10 protein-coding genes are annotated in these 15,331 nt (G+C 67.1%); 1 reads left to right on the forward strand and 9 read right to left on the reverse strand.

The genetic code is table 11. The annotated features are described in order from the left end of the window. Positions 1 to 14: 14 nt before the first annotated feature. From WS70_RS16970 to WS70_RS16990, 4 genes are all read right to left on the reverse strand, one after another. Positions 15 to 1,454: an alkaline phosphatase gene (locus tag WS70_RS16970; protein ID WP_059596818.1), complete on the reverse strand. Its 1,440-nt coding sequence runs from the start codon at positions 1,452 to 1,454 to the stop codon at positions 15 to 17. Positions 1,455 to 1,811: 357 nt separating this feature from the next. Further along, entirely contained in the window at positions 1,812 to 2,117 is a 306-nt protein-coding gene (locus WS70_RS16975) for a hypothetical protein (protein ID WP_226382775.1), read from the reverse strand. Next, positions 2,114 to 2,494 (reverse strand): hypothetical protein, encoded by a 381-nt coding sequence (locus WS70_RS16980; protein WP_059596872.1) that lies wholly within the window; start codon positions 2,492 to 2,494, stop codon positions 2,114 to 2,116. The genes WS70_RS16975 and WS70_RS16980 overlap by 4 nt, the downstream gene beginning before the upstream one ends. A 377-nt stretch (positions 2,495 to 2,871) precedes the next feature. Next, positions 2,872 to 4,164, reverse strand: coding sequence for a sensor domain-containing phosphodiesterase (locus WS70_RS16990; RefSeq protein WP_059596819.1), 1,293 nt, complete (start codon positions 4,162 to 4,164; stop codon positions 2,872 to 2,874). Positions 4,165 to 4,457: 293 nt separating this feature from the next. Here WS70_RS16990 and WS70_RS16995 point away from each other — a divergent pair, with 293 nt between their 5' ends. Then, entirely contained in the window at positions 4,458 to 6,125 is a 1,668-nt protein-coding gene (locus WS70_RS16995; protein ID WP_059471897.1) for a Na+/H+ antiporter, read from the forward strand. 173 nt (positions 6,126 to 6,298) lie between these two features. On the opposite strand, the gene WS70_RS17000 is transcribed toward WS70_RS16995, so the two are convergent. From WS70_RS17000 to WS70_RS17025, 5 genes are all read right to left on the reverse strand, one after another. After that, positions 6,299 to 9,874: an indolepyruvate ferredoxin oxidoreductase family protein gene (locus WS70_RS17000; protein ID WP_059596820.1), complete on the reverse strand. Its 3,576-nt coding sequence runs from the start codon at positions 9,872 to 9,874 to the stop codon at positions 6,299 to 6,301. Between the two features lie 217 nt (positions 9,875 to 10,091). Further along, on the reverse strand, positions 10,092 to 11,183 hold the full coding sequence (locus WS70_RS17010) for an ion channel (protein WP_226382776.1): 1,092 nt from the start codon (positions 11,181 to 11,183) through the stop codon (positions 10,092 to 10,094). A gap of 133 nt (positions 11,184 to 11,316) precedes the next feature. Beyond that, complete coding sequence (locus tag WS70_RS17015) at positions 11,317 to 11,721, reverse strand: hypothetical protein (RefSeq protein WP_059596821.1); 405 nt, start codon at positions 11,719 to 11,721, stop codon at positions 11,317 to 11,319. Positions 11,722 to 11,787: 66 nt separating this feature from the next. Continuing rightward, entirely contained in the window at positions 11,788 to 13,488 is a 1,701-nt protein-coding gene (locus WS70_RS17020; RefSeq protein WP_059596822.1) for a S10 family serine carboxypeptidase-like protein, read from the reverse strand. A 547-nt stretch (positions 13,489 to 14,035) separates the two neighbouring features. Further along, positions 14,036 to 15,049: a sulfate ABC transporter substrate-binding protein gene (locus WS70_RS17025; protein ID WP_059596823.1), complete on the reverse strand. Its 1,014-nt coding sequence runs from the start codon at positions 15,047 to 15,049 to the stop codon at positions 14,036 to 14,038. Positions 15,050 to 15,331: the final 282 nt, after the last annotated feature.

The following is a 15,331-nucleotide window of genomic DNA, read 5'->3' on the forward strand; positions in this document are numbered from 1 at the left end:
CGTCAAAGCCGCGCTCAGAGCTGCGCCGCGCTGCGCACGAGCTCGAACACCTTATTGTTCTCGATCACGCCGTGGAAGCCGTCGGCGCCGCGCCCGATCGCGCCGAGGAACACATCGGTGCCGCCGTGCGTCTCGCCGCCCTTCGCCATCCTAACGACCGCTTCCTGCCGGTAGTCGTCGGCGCCCGTCACCGCGTCGGTGAGGCTCGTGCCCGCGCGACTGCCCTGCACGCGGTTCTCGCCGTTGCCGAAGCCGATGATCGTGTACGGCGCGCCGTCCGCGTCCTTCGCGATCGCGCCCGTCTGATAGTTGCGCAGCACGCCGAGCACGCCCGGCTTGCCCGCTTCCGTCTTGCCCGTGCGCGCCGCGTAGCCGTTCAGCACGAGCGTGTGGTCATGGTCGGCCGTCACGACGATCAACGTGTTCTTCAGATCCGGATCGGTCTGGCGGACCTTGTCGAGCGTCGCCTTGATCGCGTTGTCGAACGCGACCGTATCCTGCAGCGCGCGCTTCGCGTTCGTGTCGTGCAGCGCGTGGTCGATCCGCCCGCCTTCGACCATCAGGAAGTAGCCGTTCGGGTTCTTCTGCAGCAGGTCGAGCGCGCGCGCCGCCATGTCGGCGAGGCTCGGCTCCTTCGTCGCGCCGCGGTCGAGGTCGTAGCTCATGTGGCTCGATGCGAAAAGGCCCGCGAGCTTGCCGCTCTTCGTCGCATCGGCAGCGAGGAGCGCGTCGCGGTTCTGCGCGATCGCGTAGCCCTTCGCCTTCAGCTCGTTCACGAGATTGCGGCCGTCCGCGCGCTTGCCGCCCGCGTCCTTCGGCACGAAGAACTGCGTGCCGCCTCCCAGCACGACGTCGACGCCGTCGCCGAGCGCCGCGTTGTAGCCCGCGCCGCCCGGCACGAGTTGCGCGGCGATGTCGTTCTCGGCGTCGCGATGGCACACGTGCGCGTAGGTCGCGGCGGGCGTCGCGTGCGTGACGCGGGTCGTCGTCACGACGCCCGTCGCGAGTCCCTTCGCCTTCGCGATCTCGAGAAGCGTCGGCACCGATTTGCCGTTGTTCGCGCCGCAATTGCCGGTGAGGCTCGCGGTCGGCTCGATCGCCTTCGTGTCGGGCGTCATCGAGATCACTTCGTTGTTCGTCTTCACGCCCGTCATGTACGCGGACATCGACGGCGCGCTGTCCGTCACCTGCGCATCGTTCGAATAGGTCTTCACGAACGCGGTCTCGGGCAGCGTGTCGAGCGTGAGCGCGCCGTCCTCGCCGACCGCATAGATCCGCGCGGCCGTCAGCGTCGTCATCCCCATCCCGTCGCCCAGAAAGAAGATCACATTGCGCGCGGCGGTCGTTTGCGCGCCGTCGTCCGATGCGGCTGGGCTCTTCGGCTCGTCGCTGCCGCAGCCCGCCGCCCCGAAGACGCTCGCGCAAAGGAGCGCCGCCAGTCTCACTCGCTTCATGTTTTCGGCTTCCCGTTGGTGTGGTTTCTTTCAAAAACGAAAGGACGATACGGGGGAGATATGACGCCGACATGAATGAAATTGAAAGAACTGAGATTGGAAATTGAATGGTTTTGTGCAGCGCAGAAGGCTTCGCGCGAAGGATCGACGGCGTCACGGGCTGAGCGGCGGACGGCGCGGCCAGGCACACCGACTCGGCCGTGCTTCGCCGTCGTGCGGCAGACAATCCGCCGAGGTTCCGGCAAGCGTGCGTCAGTCGCCGCTGCGCGTAGCAAACCGCCAGCCCGCGACGCCGATCGCAAGCGCGAGCAGCGCCGCCCACACGAAATCCTGAAGCGAGAACGCAAGCCCCGGATGCTACGCGGTCGCCATCGCGAGCAGATCCGGCGACAGCCGCAGCCCAACCATCGCGAGCACGTCGAGGAGCACGAGCCCGGACGACACGACGAGCGCGATGCCGACGGGCCGCAGTCGCGGCCTGAACGCGCCGATCGCCGCACCGGCCGCATACAGCGCGCCCGCGCCGACGAGCAGCGCCGCAATCCAGACGAGCCGCCGCGGCATCGCGGGTTGCAGCCAGACGATGAGCATCGTCGCGGTGATTGCGAAGAAGCTGCCGAGCACGTGCAGCAGCACGGCGAGCACGTCGCGCAGCACGTTCATGACGCTGCCTGCCTGAAGTAGGCCGTCGCGGCCGGGCTATACAGAATGAGCAGGAACAGCGCGATCAGCGCGGCGACGATGATCAACATGCCCTTGAACGGCGTCGTGAACGCGGAGATCGCGAATCCGACGAGCGCGACGATCGCGTAGAGATTGCGTCCCCAGATCCGTCCCTTCAGGATCGCGACCCCGGCGACGAGATGCAGCGTCTCGCTGACGACGGCGAGCGCGACGGTCGCCTCGAGCGGCAGCGGCGAGTGGCGCAGCACCGCGAGCGAGGTGGGATCGCGAAGCGAAAACGGCAGCGAGATCAACCCGATCACGTTCGAGACGATGACGAACCACCCCAGGACTGTCAGCGAAAGCGGTCTTTTCATGATCTTTATCCGCGTAGTGCCGATGGCGGGATCGCGCGACATCGGCCCGGCGCAATCCTCAGCGCATTCTCGGCCTCGCATTCGGAAAAAGCAACGCCGCATGCGCGCGCCCCCTGGCGCGCCGCTTCGTGCGAACGAAGCCGCCGCCGTCGTCGATGTCGGAAAGCCCGACGCACGAGACACGGGATACTGTTCGTCGCGCTTCGACGAAGCGGCGCCGCCGCGCGATCCGCACGATGGCGCGAATCGGCAGCCACGCCCGCGACAGCGCCCCCTGGCGCCTGCGAAGCACGCGCCGGCGGCCGCCCCCCACACACGGCACACGGCACACGGCGCGCGGCGGCCGGCATGGCCGCGGCTCGCCGACGTGCCGGCCGTCAGGTGCCGAGCGGCTCCTCGTCGTCGATCCAGTCGATATCGCCGCAGAGCACGCACAGCGTGTCGTTCACACGGACCGCGATCGACAGCGTCACGCACGGCAGCGCCTCGTTGATCGACAGATACGGCCGCGTCACGTGCACGCGCCCCGGCTCGGCGATCGCCGTCCGAAAATACGGGCGCCTCAGCCAGTTCGCGCCCTGCGCGTCGGCGAGCGGCAGAAAGCGCGTCTCGTGCGCGGCGCGATCCGCGCGCAGCACGACATTGCGGCCCGCCTGCCGCCCGCGTTCGTCGAGCAGGAAGCAGCGCGCGGCGTGATCGAGCGCGAGAAAGTTCCAGCAGACCTCGTCGAGCGGCTCGCTCGCCGCGAGGCGCTCGGCCGCGCGCTCGAACGCACGCTGGTACGGCGCGAGCCGCTGCGCGTCGCGCCGCTCGGTCGCTTCGGTCTGCTTGCGATAGCGTTCGGTCAGCTCGCCGATGCAGGCGGACACCGCCGCGCCGTCGGGCAGCCCCGGCCCCGGACGCGCGAAAAAATAGCCCTGCACGAAATCCGCCTCGCACGACAGCGCGATTTGCGCCTCGTGCTCGGTCTCGATTCCTTCGATCAGCACGAGCTTGCCCGCCTCGTGCAACAGCGTGACGAGCCCGTGCAGGATCGCGGTGAGCCCCGTGCGATGTTGCGCGTGCGACAGCATGATCCGGTCGAGCTTCACGATGTCGGGACTCAACTGCCAGATTCGTTCGATGTTCGAATGACCGGCGCCGAAATCGTCGAGCGCGATCAGGAAACCGTGCTCGCGAAACTCGCGCACCGCGTCGGCGAGCCGATCGAGATCGTCGGCGCGTTGCTCGAGCACTTCGAGCACGACGCGCCGCGGCGGAATGTCGAGCCGTTTCAGGTTCGCGAACAGCGCGGCGGCCTGGAACGGATCGGTGAGCACGCCTGGGTGCACGTTGAGGAACAGCCACTCGCGCTCGGCGCCGAAGCGCGCGAAGTTCTCGAGATGCAGCGCCTGCGCGAGGCGGTCGACCTGCGTCGCTTCGCCGTGGCGCGCGGCCTCGCCGAACACGTCGAGCGGCGACACCGGCCGGTCGAGCGCATCGTGCGCGCGCAACAGCGCCTCATAGCCGACCGCGCGCATGTGCGACAGGCTGAAGATCGGCTGGAACACGCTCGTCAGCGTGAGATCGTGGTGGTGCGCGGCGACGCGCTCGAGACCCGACGTCATCTCCGATTCGAAGCGATACGGCGACGCGGCGACGGGACGCTCCTGCTGGACGGTGGTGGTCATGCGGCGGCCCTCCTCATGACGAAAACGTCTGCAGGCGAAACATGCGGCTCGCGGGTTTTCATCGGTGATCCTCGGTTGTTCAATCGTAGTTGTCGCATTGCTCCAAGCAAGCTCCGTGCTCAGTCGTCCGAACCCAGGCGCCGATGCGTCGGCCCCCGATACGTTGCGTATGCGTTCGAACGGGGATTGTGCGCACCATGACAGTGCGGCCGTGCGCAACCCTCGCTTCCCGACGCGCATTTCGTGCGCACGCTACACTGCGTACCGTCGTTTCATCCCCGTTTCAATCATCGATGGCAATCGTCTTCACTGTTTTGATTTTGTTGCTCGCGGTCGCGCTGTCGGGCGTCGCGACGCGCGTGCTGCCGCTGCGTCTGCCGTTGCCGCTGATGCAAATCGCGATCGGCGCCGTGCTGGCATGGCCGAGGTTCAACCTGCACGTCACGTTCGATCCCGAAATCTTCATGCTGCTGTTCATCCCGCCGCTGCTGTTCGCGGACGGCTGGCGCATTCCGAAGCGCGAGCTGTATCTGCAGCGGCGCGCGATCCTGATGCTCGCGTTCGGCCTCGTGTTCATGACGGTACTCGCGGTCGGTTACTTCGCGCATTGGTTGATTCCCGGCCTGCCGCTGCCGATCGCATTCGCGCTCGCCGCGGTGCTGTCGCCGACCGACGCGGTCGCGCTGTCCGGCATCGCGGGCAAGGGGCGCATCCCGCCGCAACTGATGCATATTCTCGAAGGCGAAGCGCTGATGAACGACGCATCGGGCCTCGTCGCGCTCAAGTTCGCGATCGCGGCCGCGCTGACCGGGATGTTCTCGCTGCGCGACGCGTCGATCAGCTTCGTGATCGTCGCGTCGGGCGGCCTCGCGACGGGCGCGGCCCTCGCGTGGCTGTTCAGCGCGCTGTCGACGCGCTTCCTGAACGCCGCGCAGGAAGGCGATCCGGCACCCGGCATCGTGATGACGCTGCTCGTGCCGTTCGCGTCGTATCTGATCGCCGAGCACCTCGCATTGTCAGGAATCCTGTCGGCCGTCGCGTCGGGGATGATGATGAACTACACGAGCTTCTCGAAGAGCAGCACGGTCGCCGCGCGCGTGCGCGCCGAGAGCACGTGGGCGATGATCGAGTTCGTGTTCAACGGCATGGTGTTCATCATGCTCGGGCTGCAGCTTCCGCACATCATCGGCCGCGCGCTCGTCGACGCGCACCATACGAGCGATGCGCTCGTCGGCGCGCTGATCGGCTACGTCGCCGCGATGCTCGCCGCGCTCTACGCGATCCGCTTCGCGTGGGTGTGGCTGCTGCGCTGGATCGCGAGCCGTCGCGCGGCGAAGCAGGGCCTCGCCGGCACGATGGCGGGCGTGCGCACGATCGCGGTGATGACGGTGGGCGGCGTGCGCGGCGCGATCACGCTCGCCGGCGTGCTGTCGATTCCGGTCGCGCTCGCCGACGGCGCCCCGCTCGCGGGCCGCGACATCGCGATCTTCGTCGCGTCGGGCGTGATCCTCGGCTCGCTCGTCGCCGCGGTGATCGGTTTGCCGTTCCTGCTGCGCGGCGTGCGCCCGATGCGCAACCCGCACGCGGAGGAAGAGCGCGCCGCGCGCGCGGCGGCCGCGCAGGCGGCGATCCGCGCGGTCGACGCGGCGCACGACACGCTCGCCGTCGATCTCGACGAGACGGCTGCCGCGCGCTGCGCGGACGTGACGGCGCGCGTGATGGACCTGTACCGCCGCCGGCTCGCGGGCCTGGCCGACGACGGCGCGACGCCGCGCGAGGAAGCGCGGCAGACCGAGAAGATGGAATTGCACCTGAAGATCGCGGCGATTCGCGCGGAGCGGACGGTGCTCTATCGGCTGCGCGGCGAGCAGAAGATCAACGATGAGACGCTCGCCAAGCTGATGCGCGAGGTCGATCTGGCGGAAACGGCGCTGTCGACGCGCAAGAAGGGGATCGTCTGACGCAGCGCGCGCCGACGCGCGTCATCGTCGCTCGATGAGCGGACGGCGGAGCGGCGAAACAACGGACGGACGAAGAGCAAAACGAAGAAGCCGAAGCAGCGCAAAAACGGCGGGCTGCCGCGCGATGCCCCGCGCAGCCGCCCGCCGCTGCTCAAACGGCGCTCACGCCGCGCTCAAGACTTCGCGACGACGACCGGAATCCCGCGCAGCGCGCCCGCGCCCTTCATCTCGTCGAGCGCGCGCTGCACGGCCGCGCCCGTCGCCGCATCGATCGAAAGACGCGCGGCCAGTTCGCGCTCGGCGCGCTTCACGCTCGCGACGTTCGCGAGCTTCACGTGCCCGTAGCCGCGCGCCTTCGCGTGCAGCTCGGCGAGTCGCGCGACCGTATCGGCCGTCTGCGGCGAAAGCGCCGCGAGCGCGCGGCGCATCGTCGCCTCGTAGTCGTCGGCGAACGCGCGCTCCATCTTGCGCTCGACCGTGCGGCCGAACGGATCGAGCCACGTACCGCGCAGGCCGCGCACGCGCGCGAGCACGCCGAGCACCGGCCACAGCCATTGGCCGAACACCTGCTTTCTCGGCGCGGCGCCGTCCCGGCCAGCCTTCGCGGTCGCGGGTGGCGCAAGGTTGAACTTGACGCGAAAGTCCTTGCCCGCGGCGCCTTCGAACTGCGCTTCGAGCGCCGTGCGGAACGCGCCGTCCGCATAGAGCCGCGCGACCTCGTACTCGTCCTTCACCGCGAGCAGCCGATGGAACGTCGTCGCGACCGCGCGCGCGATACGCTCGTCGCCTGCCGCGCGCGCTGCGCCGACGAGCGCGCGATAGCGCTCGACGTAACGCGCGCCGCCATAGTCGGCCAAGCGCGCCTCGCGATCGGCGACGAGCGCGTCGAGCGTCTGCGGCGGCAGCGGTTCGTGCACCGGATGGCGCGCGTCCCACAGCGCGTCGAGGCCAGCCGCATCGCCCGCCGCCATCCGGCCGATCGAGAACGCGAGCTTGTTCATCGGCACCGCGACGTCGTTCATCTCGATCGCGCGCATCAGCGCATTGAGCGACACCGGCACGCGCCCCTGCTGCCACGCGAAGCCGAGCATCAGGATGTTCGCGCCGATCGTGTCGCCCAAGAACTTCGTCGCGAGCGCCTGCGCGTCGCAGCTCGACAGGAAGCCGTCGCCCGCCGCGTGCCGCATCTTCGCGACGAGCGCATCCGCGTGCAGGTTCGCATCCGGATCGCGAACGAACGCCGCGTTCGGGATCGCATGCAGGTTGACGACGATCCGCGTGCGCTCGCGGCGCACCGTCTGCAATGCGTCGGCGCTCGCGCCGACGACCATGTCGCACGCGAGCAGCACGTCGGCCTGCTGCGTGTCGATCCGGACTTGATTGAGCCACGCGTCCGACGACGCAATCCGCACGAACGACAGCACCGCGCCGCCCTTCTGCGCGAAGCCCATGAAGTCGAGCACCGACGCGCTCTTGCCTTCGAGATGCGCGGCCATGCTGACGAGTGCGCCGACCGTCACGACGCCCGTGCCGCCGACGCCTGTCACGAGCATGTCGTACGGCGCGGCGTCGAGATGCGTCGCGGGGCGCGGCAGCGCATCGACGCGCGCGGCGAGCGCGGCCTCGTCGAACGCGACGCCCGCCGCCTTCTTCAGCTTCGCGCCCTCGACCGTCACGAAGCTCGGGCAGAAGCCGTTCACGCACGAGAAATCCTTGTTGCACGACGACTGATCGATGCGCCGCTTGCGGCCGAGCACGGTCTCGACGGACTCGACCGACAGGCAGTTCGACTGCACGCCGCAATCGCCGCAGCCTTCGCAGACGGCTTCGTTGATGAAGAGCCGCTTGTCCGGATCGGGGAACGCGCCCTTCTTGCGGCGGCGGCGCTTCTCGGCCGCGCAGGTCTGGTCGTAGATCAGCACGGTCACGCCCGGCGTGTCGCGCAGCTCGCGCTGCACCGCGTCGAGCTCGCGGCGATGGTGGAATGTCGTGCCTTGCGGGAACAGATCGTGATGGCCGTCGTACTTCTCCGGCTCGTCGGACACGACGACGAAGCGCGACACGCCTTCCGCTTCGACTTGCCGTGCGATCTGCGGCACCGAGATGCTGCCGTCGACGGGCTGGCCGCCCGTCATTGCGACCGCGTCGTTGTAGAGGATCTTGTAGGTGATGTTCGCGCGCGCGGCGACCGCCTGCCGGATCGCTAGGATCCCTGAATGAAAATACGTGCCGTCGCCGAGATTCTGGAACACGTGGCGCGTGTTCGTGAACATCGCGTGCGCGGCCCAGTCGACGCCCTCGCCGCCCATCTGGATCAGCCCTGTCGTGTCGCGCTCCATCCACGACGCCATGAAGTGGCAGCCGATCCCCGCCTGCGCGATCGAACCCTCCGGCACCTTCGTCGACGTGTTGTGCGGGCAGCCCGAGCAGAAGTACGGCGTGCGCCGCACCGCATCGGCTTCGTTCGACAGGATCGTCGGCGCGACGAGATCGACGACGCGCGCGCGGCGATCGAGCGCGGGCTTGTGGCGCGCGAGCCAGCCGGCGAACACGGGCAGGATCCGCGACGGCCGCAGCTCGCCGAGCTCGGACAGGAGCGGCGCGCCCGCCGCGTCGTGCTTGCCGAGCACGACAGGCCGCGCGTGTGGCGCGCGGTTGTACAGATGGTCCTTGATCTGCTGCTCGATCACGGGGCCTTTCTCCTCGATCACGAGCACTTCGGCGAGGCCGTCGACGAACGTGTCGATCCGCGACGTCTCGAGCGGGAACGACAGGCCGACCTTGTAGATCCGCACGCCGGCCGCGTCGAGATCGGCGAGCGTCAGGTCGAGCCGGCGCAGCGCCTCCATCAGATCCAGATGCGCCTTGCCGCACGTGACGATGCCGACATTCGCGTGCACGCTCTTCGCCACCCACTTGTCGATGCTGTTCGCGCGCGCGAAGTGCCGCACCGCGTCGAGCTTCGCGGCGAGCCGCGCCTCGATCGTGAGGCTCGGCAGATCGGGCCAGCGGTTGTGCAGGCCGCCCGCGGGCGGCGCAAAGCCTTCGGGCGCGGGCCAGCGCATCGTCAGCGCGTCGAGATCGACGGTCGAGCCGGACTCGACCGTCTCCGAGATCGCCTTGAAGCCGACCCACGCGCCCGAGTAGCGCGACATCGCCCAGCCGTACAGGCCGAACTCGAGCATGTCGGCGATGTTCGACGGATTCACGATCGGCATGTGCCACGCGATCATCGCGAAGTCGCTCTGATGCGGCATCGACGACGACACGCAGCCGTGATCGTCGCCCGCCACCACGAGCACGCCGCCGTGCGGCGACGAGCCGTACGCGTTGCCGTGCTTGAGCGCGTCGCCCGCGCGGTCGACGCCCGGACCCTTGCCGTACCACATCGCGAACACGCCGTCGACGGTGCGCTCCGGATCGGCCTCGACGCGCTGCGTGCCGAGCACCGCCGTGCCGCCGAGTTCCTCGTTGATCGCGGGCAGGAAGCGCACGCCGCACGCGTCGAGCTGCTTCTTCGCCTTCCATAGTTGCTGGTCGACCATTCCGAGCGGCGAGCCGCGATAGCCGCTGACGAAGCCCGCCGTGTTCATGCCCTGCTCGGCGTCGAGCGCGCGCTGCATCAGCAACAGGCGCACGAGCGCCTGCGTGCCCGTCAGGAAGATGCGGCCGCGCGTCGCGGAAAGATTGTCGGTCAGGCGATAGTCGGCCAACGCGGGCGGGCCGTCGACCGGCAGGCGAGCGTTCATTGTCGTCTCCTCGATGTGCTGTTCGCGATTGCGGCATCGCCTCGCGCCGGAAAGGCGTGGCTCTCCATTTCGATGCGCAACCCAATACACTTTATTTTTTTACGCCAATAGAAGAATTTCTTTGCTCATCTTGATATCGATCAGCGTTTTCGAGAAAGACGGCTGAAGCTTTGCTTGCAATTTGAGAAGGATTTCGCTTCGAGCCGAATCAGCAGGGTCAGACCAGGCGGGCGCCGCCTTCGGCGGACGGCGTAGTCGGCGTAGTCGGCGTAGTCGGCGTAGTCGGCGTGCTCGGCGTGCTCGGCGTGCTCGGCGTGCTCGGCGTGCTCGGCGCACCGGCCATGCCGGGCGCATCGGATGCATCGGCCGCCGGCTGCGATTCGATCGGCTCGACGTCGTTGAAGCGCGTGTAGTCGATGTGCGTCATGCCGTCGACCTCGCTCATCAGATCGACATAGCGGTGATGCCAGCGGATGTCGCCGTGCTCCCACGCGTGGCGCGCCTGCATCATCTGCGTGGTGGTTTCGTCGGAGCCCTCGATCATCACGAGCAGCAGCGCGCGGCGCTCGGCGAGCGATTCGGCCGTCTCGCCGAACAGCGGGCTCGATTCGTCGATCACGTGCATCAGGTTCCAGCCGAGCAGGAAGATCGGATGCTCGCTGCGCACGAGCGTCAGATCGTGGATCTTCAGCAGCGAATAGCCCTCGGACGATTGCTCGCGCCGCATCAGCCTGAGCTTCGCGCGCGCCTCGGCGATCACGTTCTGCCGCGCGTTCGCCGCGCGCACCATCAGCGTCATCCGGCCGTTGAGCGGACGCACGATCGCATGGCGCGCGAACATGATCTTCGCGCGCGGCCGTGCGAAGCGCGCGAACACGAGCCCCGTCGACAACGCGATCCCCGACATCCCGACGAAGATCTCGAGCGTCGCGACGACGTGCGCGTAGACGGTTTGCGGATGCATGTCGCCGTAGCCGACCGTCGCGAGCGTCTCGACGCTGAAGAAGAACGCGCCCGCGAAGCCGGGTGGCGACTGGTTCGCGATCGGCGCGTCGCCGAGCAGATACAGCAGCGCGAACAGCGTGTTGTTCACGACGAACAGCGCGGCGAGCGACGCGAAGAACACGGGCCAGCTCACCTTGAGCGCCCAGTAGTAGAGATCGCGCCAGACCGAGGCCGGCATGCCGTACGCGATCACGTCGCGCGTGCCGGACCAGATCCTGCGGCCGCCGCGCGGCGGCTTGCGCGCGCCTGAGCCGCTGCCGGCGGGATGCTCGGGGGGGTGCGGGGAAGAGGAATCGACGTTCATCGCAGTCTCGCCGGGGTCGGGTGCGGCGAGCGTAGCATGCAGCGCTTACGATGCGGTCGTCACGCCGCCCGGTTCGTTCGATGCGCGCGACGCGCCCGGCCTTCCGCGGGCAGGTGCCGGGCCCCGCCGCCCGTCACTGGCGCGGCTGCTCGATAAATTGCTGAACCTGCTTGAGCGTGACCTTGCCGGTATGCGCGGCGTCGATTTCATCGAAATGCTTCGCGACGTAGCCGAGGCCGCTCGCTTGCGCCTGCGCCTTCGTGACCGCCGCGCCGTTGCCGAGCGCGCCGCTCGCGCCGAGGCTCGCCGCGAGCCGGCTTTGCGCCTGCTGCTGCAACTGCACGCCCGTCGTCGCGGAAGCCGACGCCGGCACGGCGGAAGCGGCCTTCGGGAAGAACGGACCGTCGACGCCGCCGTGCAGCGGCGGAACGGACGAGACGGCCTGCAAGGTTTCAGCGGATGCGCTCAACGCGAACGTCGCGGCGACAATGAGTGCGATAGCCGGGAACACGCGCTGCAACTGAAGAATCTGGAACATGACGTGACTCGCAATATCGGGTTTCAAGGAGCGGGCCGCCGATGGCGCGGTCCGCTCGCCGCAAACTCAGCGGGCCGCGGCGGCCCGCGCGATTTTCGCCGTCGGCGTATTGGCCGGGCTCTCGTCGGGCCACGGCGACGGCAGCGCCGCGAGCGTCAGCGCGTTCGCCACGGGCTGGTTCTGGTAGAACGCGACGAGATCCGACTTCATCTGCGGCCTCGCGGCATCGTCGAGGTAGATCATGTGGCCGCCCTGATAGAACGTGACCTGCAGATTCGGATCGAGACCGGACACCGTCTGCAGCCGCGCGAGCTCCTTTTCCGTTTCGAAATACGGCGTCGCGAGATCATGATAGCCGTTCGACGCCAGCACCTTCAGCTTCGGATTCAGTTGCAGCGCGGCGAGCAGATCCGGGATCGTGTCCGGATATGGCTGCCCCGCATGGCTGAAATTCCACGCGCCGATGATGTCGGGATTCAGCGTCTGATACGTCGCGTTCGGCGCGGTGTAGCCGAGGTCGTTCGGCATCTGCGACGCCAGCGCCGTCGTGAACGGCTTCGAGATCAGGATGTCTGACGGGTCGTCGTCGCTCGCAAGACGCGGATCGCCGTTCGGCAGCGACACGCGGCCATCGTAGCGGCCGATCGTGTAGCCCGGCACGAGCGTCGTCTGACCGGGCGAAGCCTCGGTGTCATAGAAATACAGGAAGTACGCGTTGAGCGATGCGGTCGTCATGCTCGTTTGCGTCGACCATACCGCGAGCGTGCCGCCGTCCGGAGACACCGCCGTCGAGGCCGTCGCGTAATGCACGATCGGCGTGTACTGCGCGGTCGCGAAATCCTGAATGCGCTGCGCATACGCGCCCAGATTCGTCGGCGACGGCGACACCTGGTTGAAGTACGCCGCCACCTGCGCATACGACGGGAAGGCGCCGACCGCCTGATCCCCGGTCGCCGCCATGTAGTTCAGGATCGACGACTGCAACACGATGCCCGTCAGCTGCACGCCCGCCGATTCGAGCGCAAGCGCGAGCATGTCCGTACGCGGCGTGCCGTACGATTCGCCGTACAGGTAGATCGGCGATCCGCTGCGGCCGTTGACGGACAGATAGCGGCGAATGAAATCGCGCATCACCTTGACGTCGGCGTCCGCGCCCCAGAACGTCTGGTTCGTGTTCGGCTGGATGGCCTCCGACAGGCCGGTGCCGGGCGGATCGATGAACACCATGTCGGTGGTCGCGATCAGGCTTTCCGGATTGTCGACGAGCGGGAAATTCGGCCAGTTGGTCATCAGCGGATCGGGCGTCGCGACGCGCGTCGGCGCGAACGAACCGAGCCGCAGCCACACCGACGACGAACCGGGCCCGCCGTTGTAGAAGAAGGTGACGGGCCGCGGCGAACCGTTCTGGCTCGGGGCGGTATAAGCGACATACGACATCGTCGCTTCCGCGTTGCCGTTCGGATCGCAGGCCGTCAAATGTCCTGTCGTGGTCAGGTAGTCGACCGACGCGCCGTTCGACGACCATTGATGGCTCATCACCGCGGCGCGCTCGGATGCCTGCGACGCGGGGAGCCCGTCGCCCGCCTTCGGCGAGTAAGCGGTCGTGTCGGTGTACGGTTGATTGAGCTGCGCGGGCGTCGTGCTGCTCTGCAGATCGTCGCCACACCCTCCCAGTGCCAGCAGCATCGTCGAAACAACCGCCGCCGCCGACATCCGGCGACGCCATCCCGCCGATCCGGCGCGCCCTCCATCCATCGATCTTTTCATTTTCGCTTTCTATTTATTTCAATACGTAAGGCATGACGACGCAATGCCTTCCTCGGTATTATCTCAATTGATTTACTCAATTTTTCGCATCGTAATTATGAAAAAATGGCTCGTCAACCACCATTTCCACCGTTGATTATTCGATGGCAAAAGGATAAATCCGGCCGCATTTGCCTCTTGCTGGAACGCAATCTCGTGCGACGAGCGAGATGCGATGCACACGACGCGCATCTCGATATATGGACATCTGTCGCGCCAACAGAGAATCGGCGAACATCGAAGAGCCGCAGCTCGGCGAGTTGCGATAAACCGCGATTCCGCCGCAACAAGACACTTATCGGGAAATGCCAAAGCGCGCGGACGGAATCGGCATCCAAACCGGAGAATGAAAACAAAACGGGCACATTCCGATTGAATGGAATGCGCCCGTGAATTTCCGAAAGAATAATGCAAGCATCAACCAGCGGAAAACAATGAAACGGTCGCGCGGCAATTCCGATCCGGGCGGATGCCGAGCGGTGCGCGCGAACCGTCGACTGGCCGACGCTTACTTGCGATCGACGATGATCTTGTCGAACGTGCCGCCATCGGCGAAATGCGTCTTCTGCGCGTTCGCCCAGTTGCCGAAGATCTGCTCGACGCTGAACGTCTTGAGCGGCTTGAACTCGCTCGCGTACTTCTTCAGCACGTTCGGATCGCGCGGACGCAGATGGTGCCGCGCGACGATCTCCTGCCCCGCGGGCGAATACAGATACTCGAGATACGCCTGCGCCTCTTTGCGCGTGCCCTTCTTGTCGACGACCTTGTCGACGATCGCGACGGGCGGCTCCGCAAGGATGCTCGCCGACGGATAGACGGCGTCGAAGCTCGCGCCCGCCGCGCCCGTGTCGATCAGCGCGACCTCGTTCTCGAACGTGACGAGCACGTCGCCGATCCCGCGCTGCGTAAACGTCGTCGTCGCGCCGCGGCCGCCGGAGTCGAGCACCGGCACGTTGCGGAAGATCGCCTTCTCGAAATCGAGCGCCTGTTGATCGGTCGCGCCCTTCAGCTTCTGATAGCCCCACGCGGCGAGATACGCGTAGCGGCCGTTGCCCGACGTCTTCGGATTCGCGATGATCACCTGCACGCCCGGCTTCGCGAGATCGCTCCAGTCCCTGATCTGCTTCGGATTGCCGTGGCGCACGAGGAACACCATCGTCGTCGAGTACGGCGAGCTGTTGTTCGGCAAGCGCGTGCGCCAGTCCTTCGGCAGCAGCTGGCCGCGCTCGGCGAGGAGATCGATGTCGTTCGGCTGGTTCATCGTCACGACATCCGCCTGCAGCCCTTGCAGCACCGACAGCGCCTGCGCGCTCGACGCGCCGTGCGACTGACGGATCGACACCGCCTCGCCCGTCTTCTGCTTGTACGCGGCAGTGAAGCTCGCGTTGATGTCCTTGTACAGCTCGCGCGTGACGTCGTAGGACACGTTCAGCAGCGACGTGTCGGCGTGCGCGGCCGTCACGAGCATCGCCGCAGCGATGCCGGCGAAGAGCCGGCGGCCGATTCCTTGGGTGTGCTTCATCGTTGGTGCTCCGCTGGTGGTTCGGGGTGATTCGTCAGGTTTTGGTAAGCGACGATTTTAGCGGCGAATGCTGCGATACGAGCCAATCTGTCGTGGATAGCGATGCGCGAAAGCTGATTTGGCGGGACGGGCGGGGAAGGTTCGGCAGCTCGATGGTCGGGCGACTCGGCAGCTTGGCGATTCGACGGTGTGCGCCGAGCCGCGACGCCCCATCGCACCGCGCACCGGTGGAAGCGCCGCGCACGACGCTCGAACCTGATACCACCGGGCCAGTACAACGAG

It is taken from the genome of Burkholderia mayonis (assembly GCF_001523745.2).
Classification (GTDB): Bacteria; Pseudomonadota; Gammaproteobacteria; order Burkholderiales; family Burkholderiaceae; genus Burkholderia; species Burkholderia mayonis.

Excerpts from the sequence above, each read along its gene's own strand:
- WS70_RS16970 (WP_059596818.1), bottom strand. The coding sequence starts at position 1,454 with ATGAAGCGAGTGAGACTGGCGGCGCTCCTTTGCGCGAGCGTCTTCGGG.
- WS70_RS16975 (WP_226382775.1), bottom strand. The coding sequence starts at position 2,117 with ATGAACGTGCTGCGCGACGTGCTCGCCGTGCTGCTGCACGTGCTCGGC.
- WS70_RS16980 (WP_059596872.1), bottom strand. The coding sequence starts at position 2,494 with ATGAAAAGACCGCTTTCGCTGACAGTCCTGGGGTGGTTCGTCATCGTC.
- WS70_RS16990 (WP_059596819.1), bottom strand. The coding sequence starts at position 4,164 with ATGACCACCACCGTCCAGCAGGAGCGTCCCGTCGCCGCGTCGCCGTAT.
- WS70_RS16995 (WP_059471897.1), top strand. The coding sequence starts at position 4,458 with ATGGCAATCGTCTTCACTGTTTTGATTTTGTTGCTCGCGGTCGCGCTG.
- WS70_RS17000 (WP_059596820.1), bottom strand. The coding sequence starts at position 9,874 with ATGAACGCTCGCCTGCCGGTCGACGGCCCGCCCGCGTTGGCCGACTAT.
- WS70_RS17010 (WP_226382776.1), bottom strand. The coding sequence starts at position 11,183 with ATGAACGTCGATTCCTCTTCCCCGCACCCCCCCGAGCATCCCGCCGGC.
- WS70_RS17015 (WP_059596821.1), bottom strand. The coding sequence starts at position 11,721 with ATGTTCCAGATTCTTCAGTTGCAGCGCGTGTTCCCGGCTATCGCACTC.
- WS70_RS17020 (WP_059596822.1), bottom strand. The coding sequence starts at position 13,488 with ATGAAAAGATCGATGGATGGAGGGCGCGCCGGATCGGCGGGATGGCGT.
- WS70_RS17025 (WP_059596823.1), bottom strand. The coding sequence starts at position 15,049 with ATGAAGCACACCCAAGGAATCGGCCGCCGGCTCTTCGCCGGCATCGCT.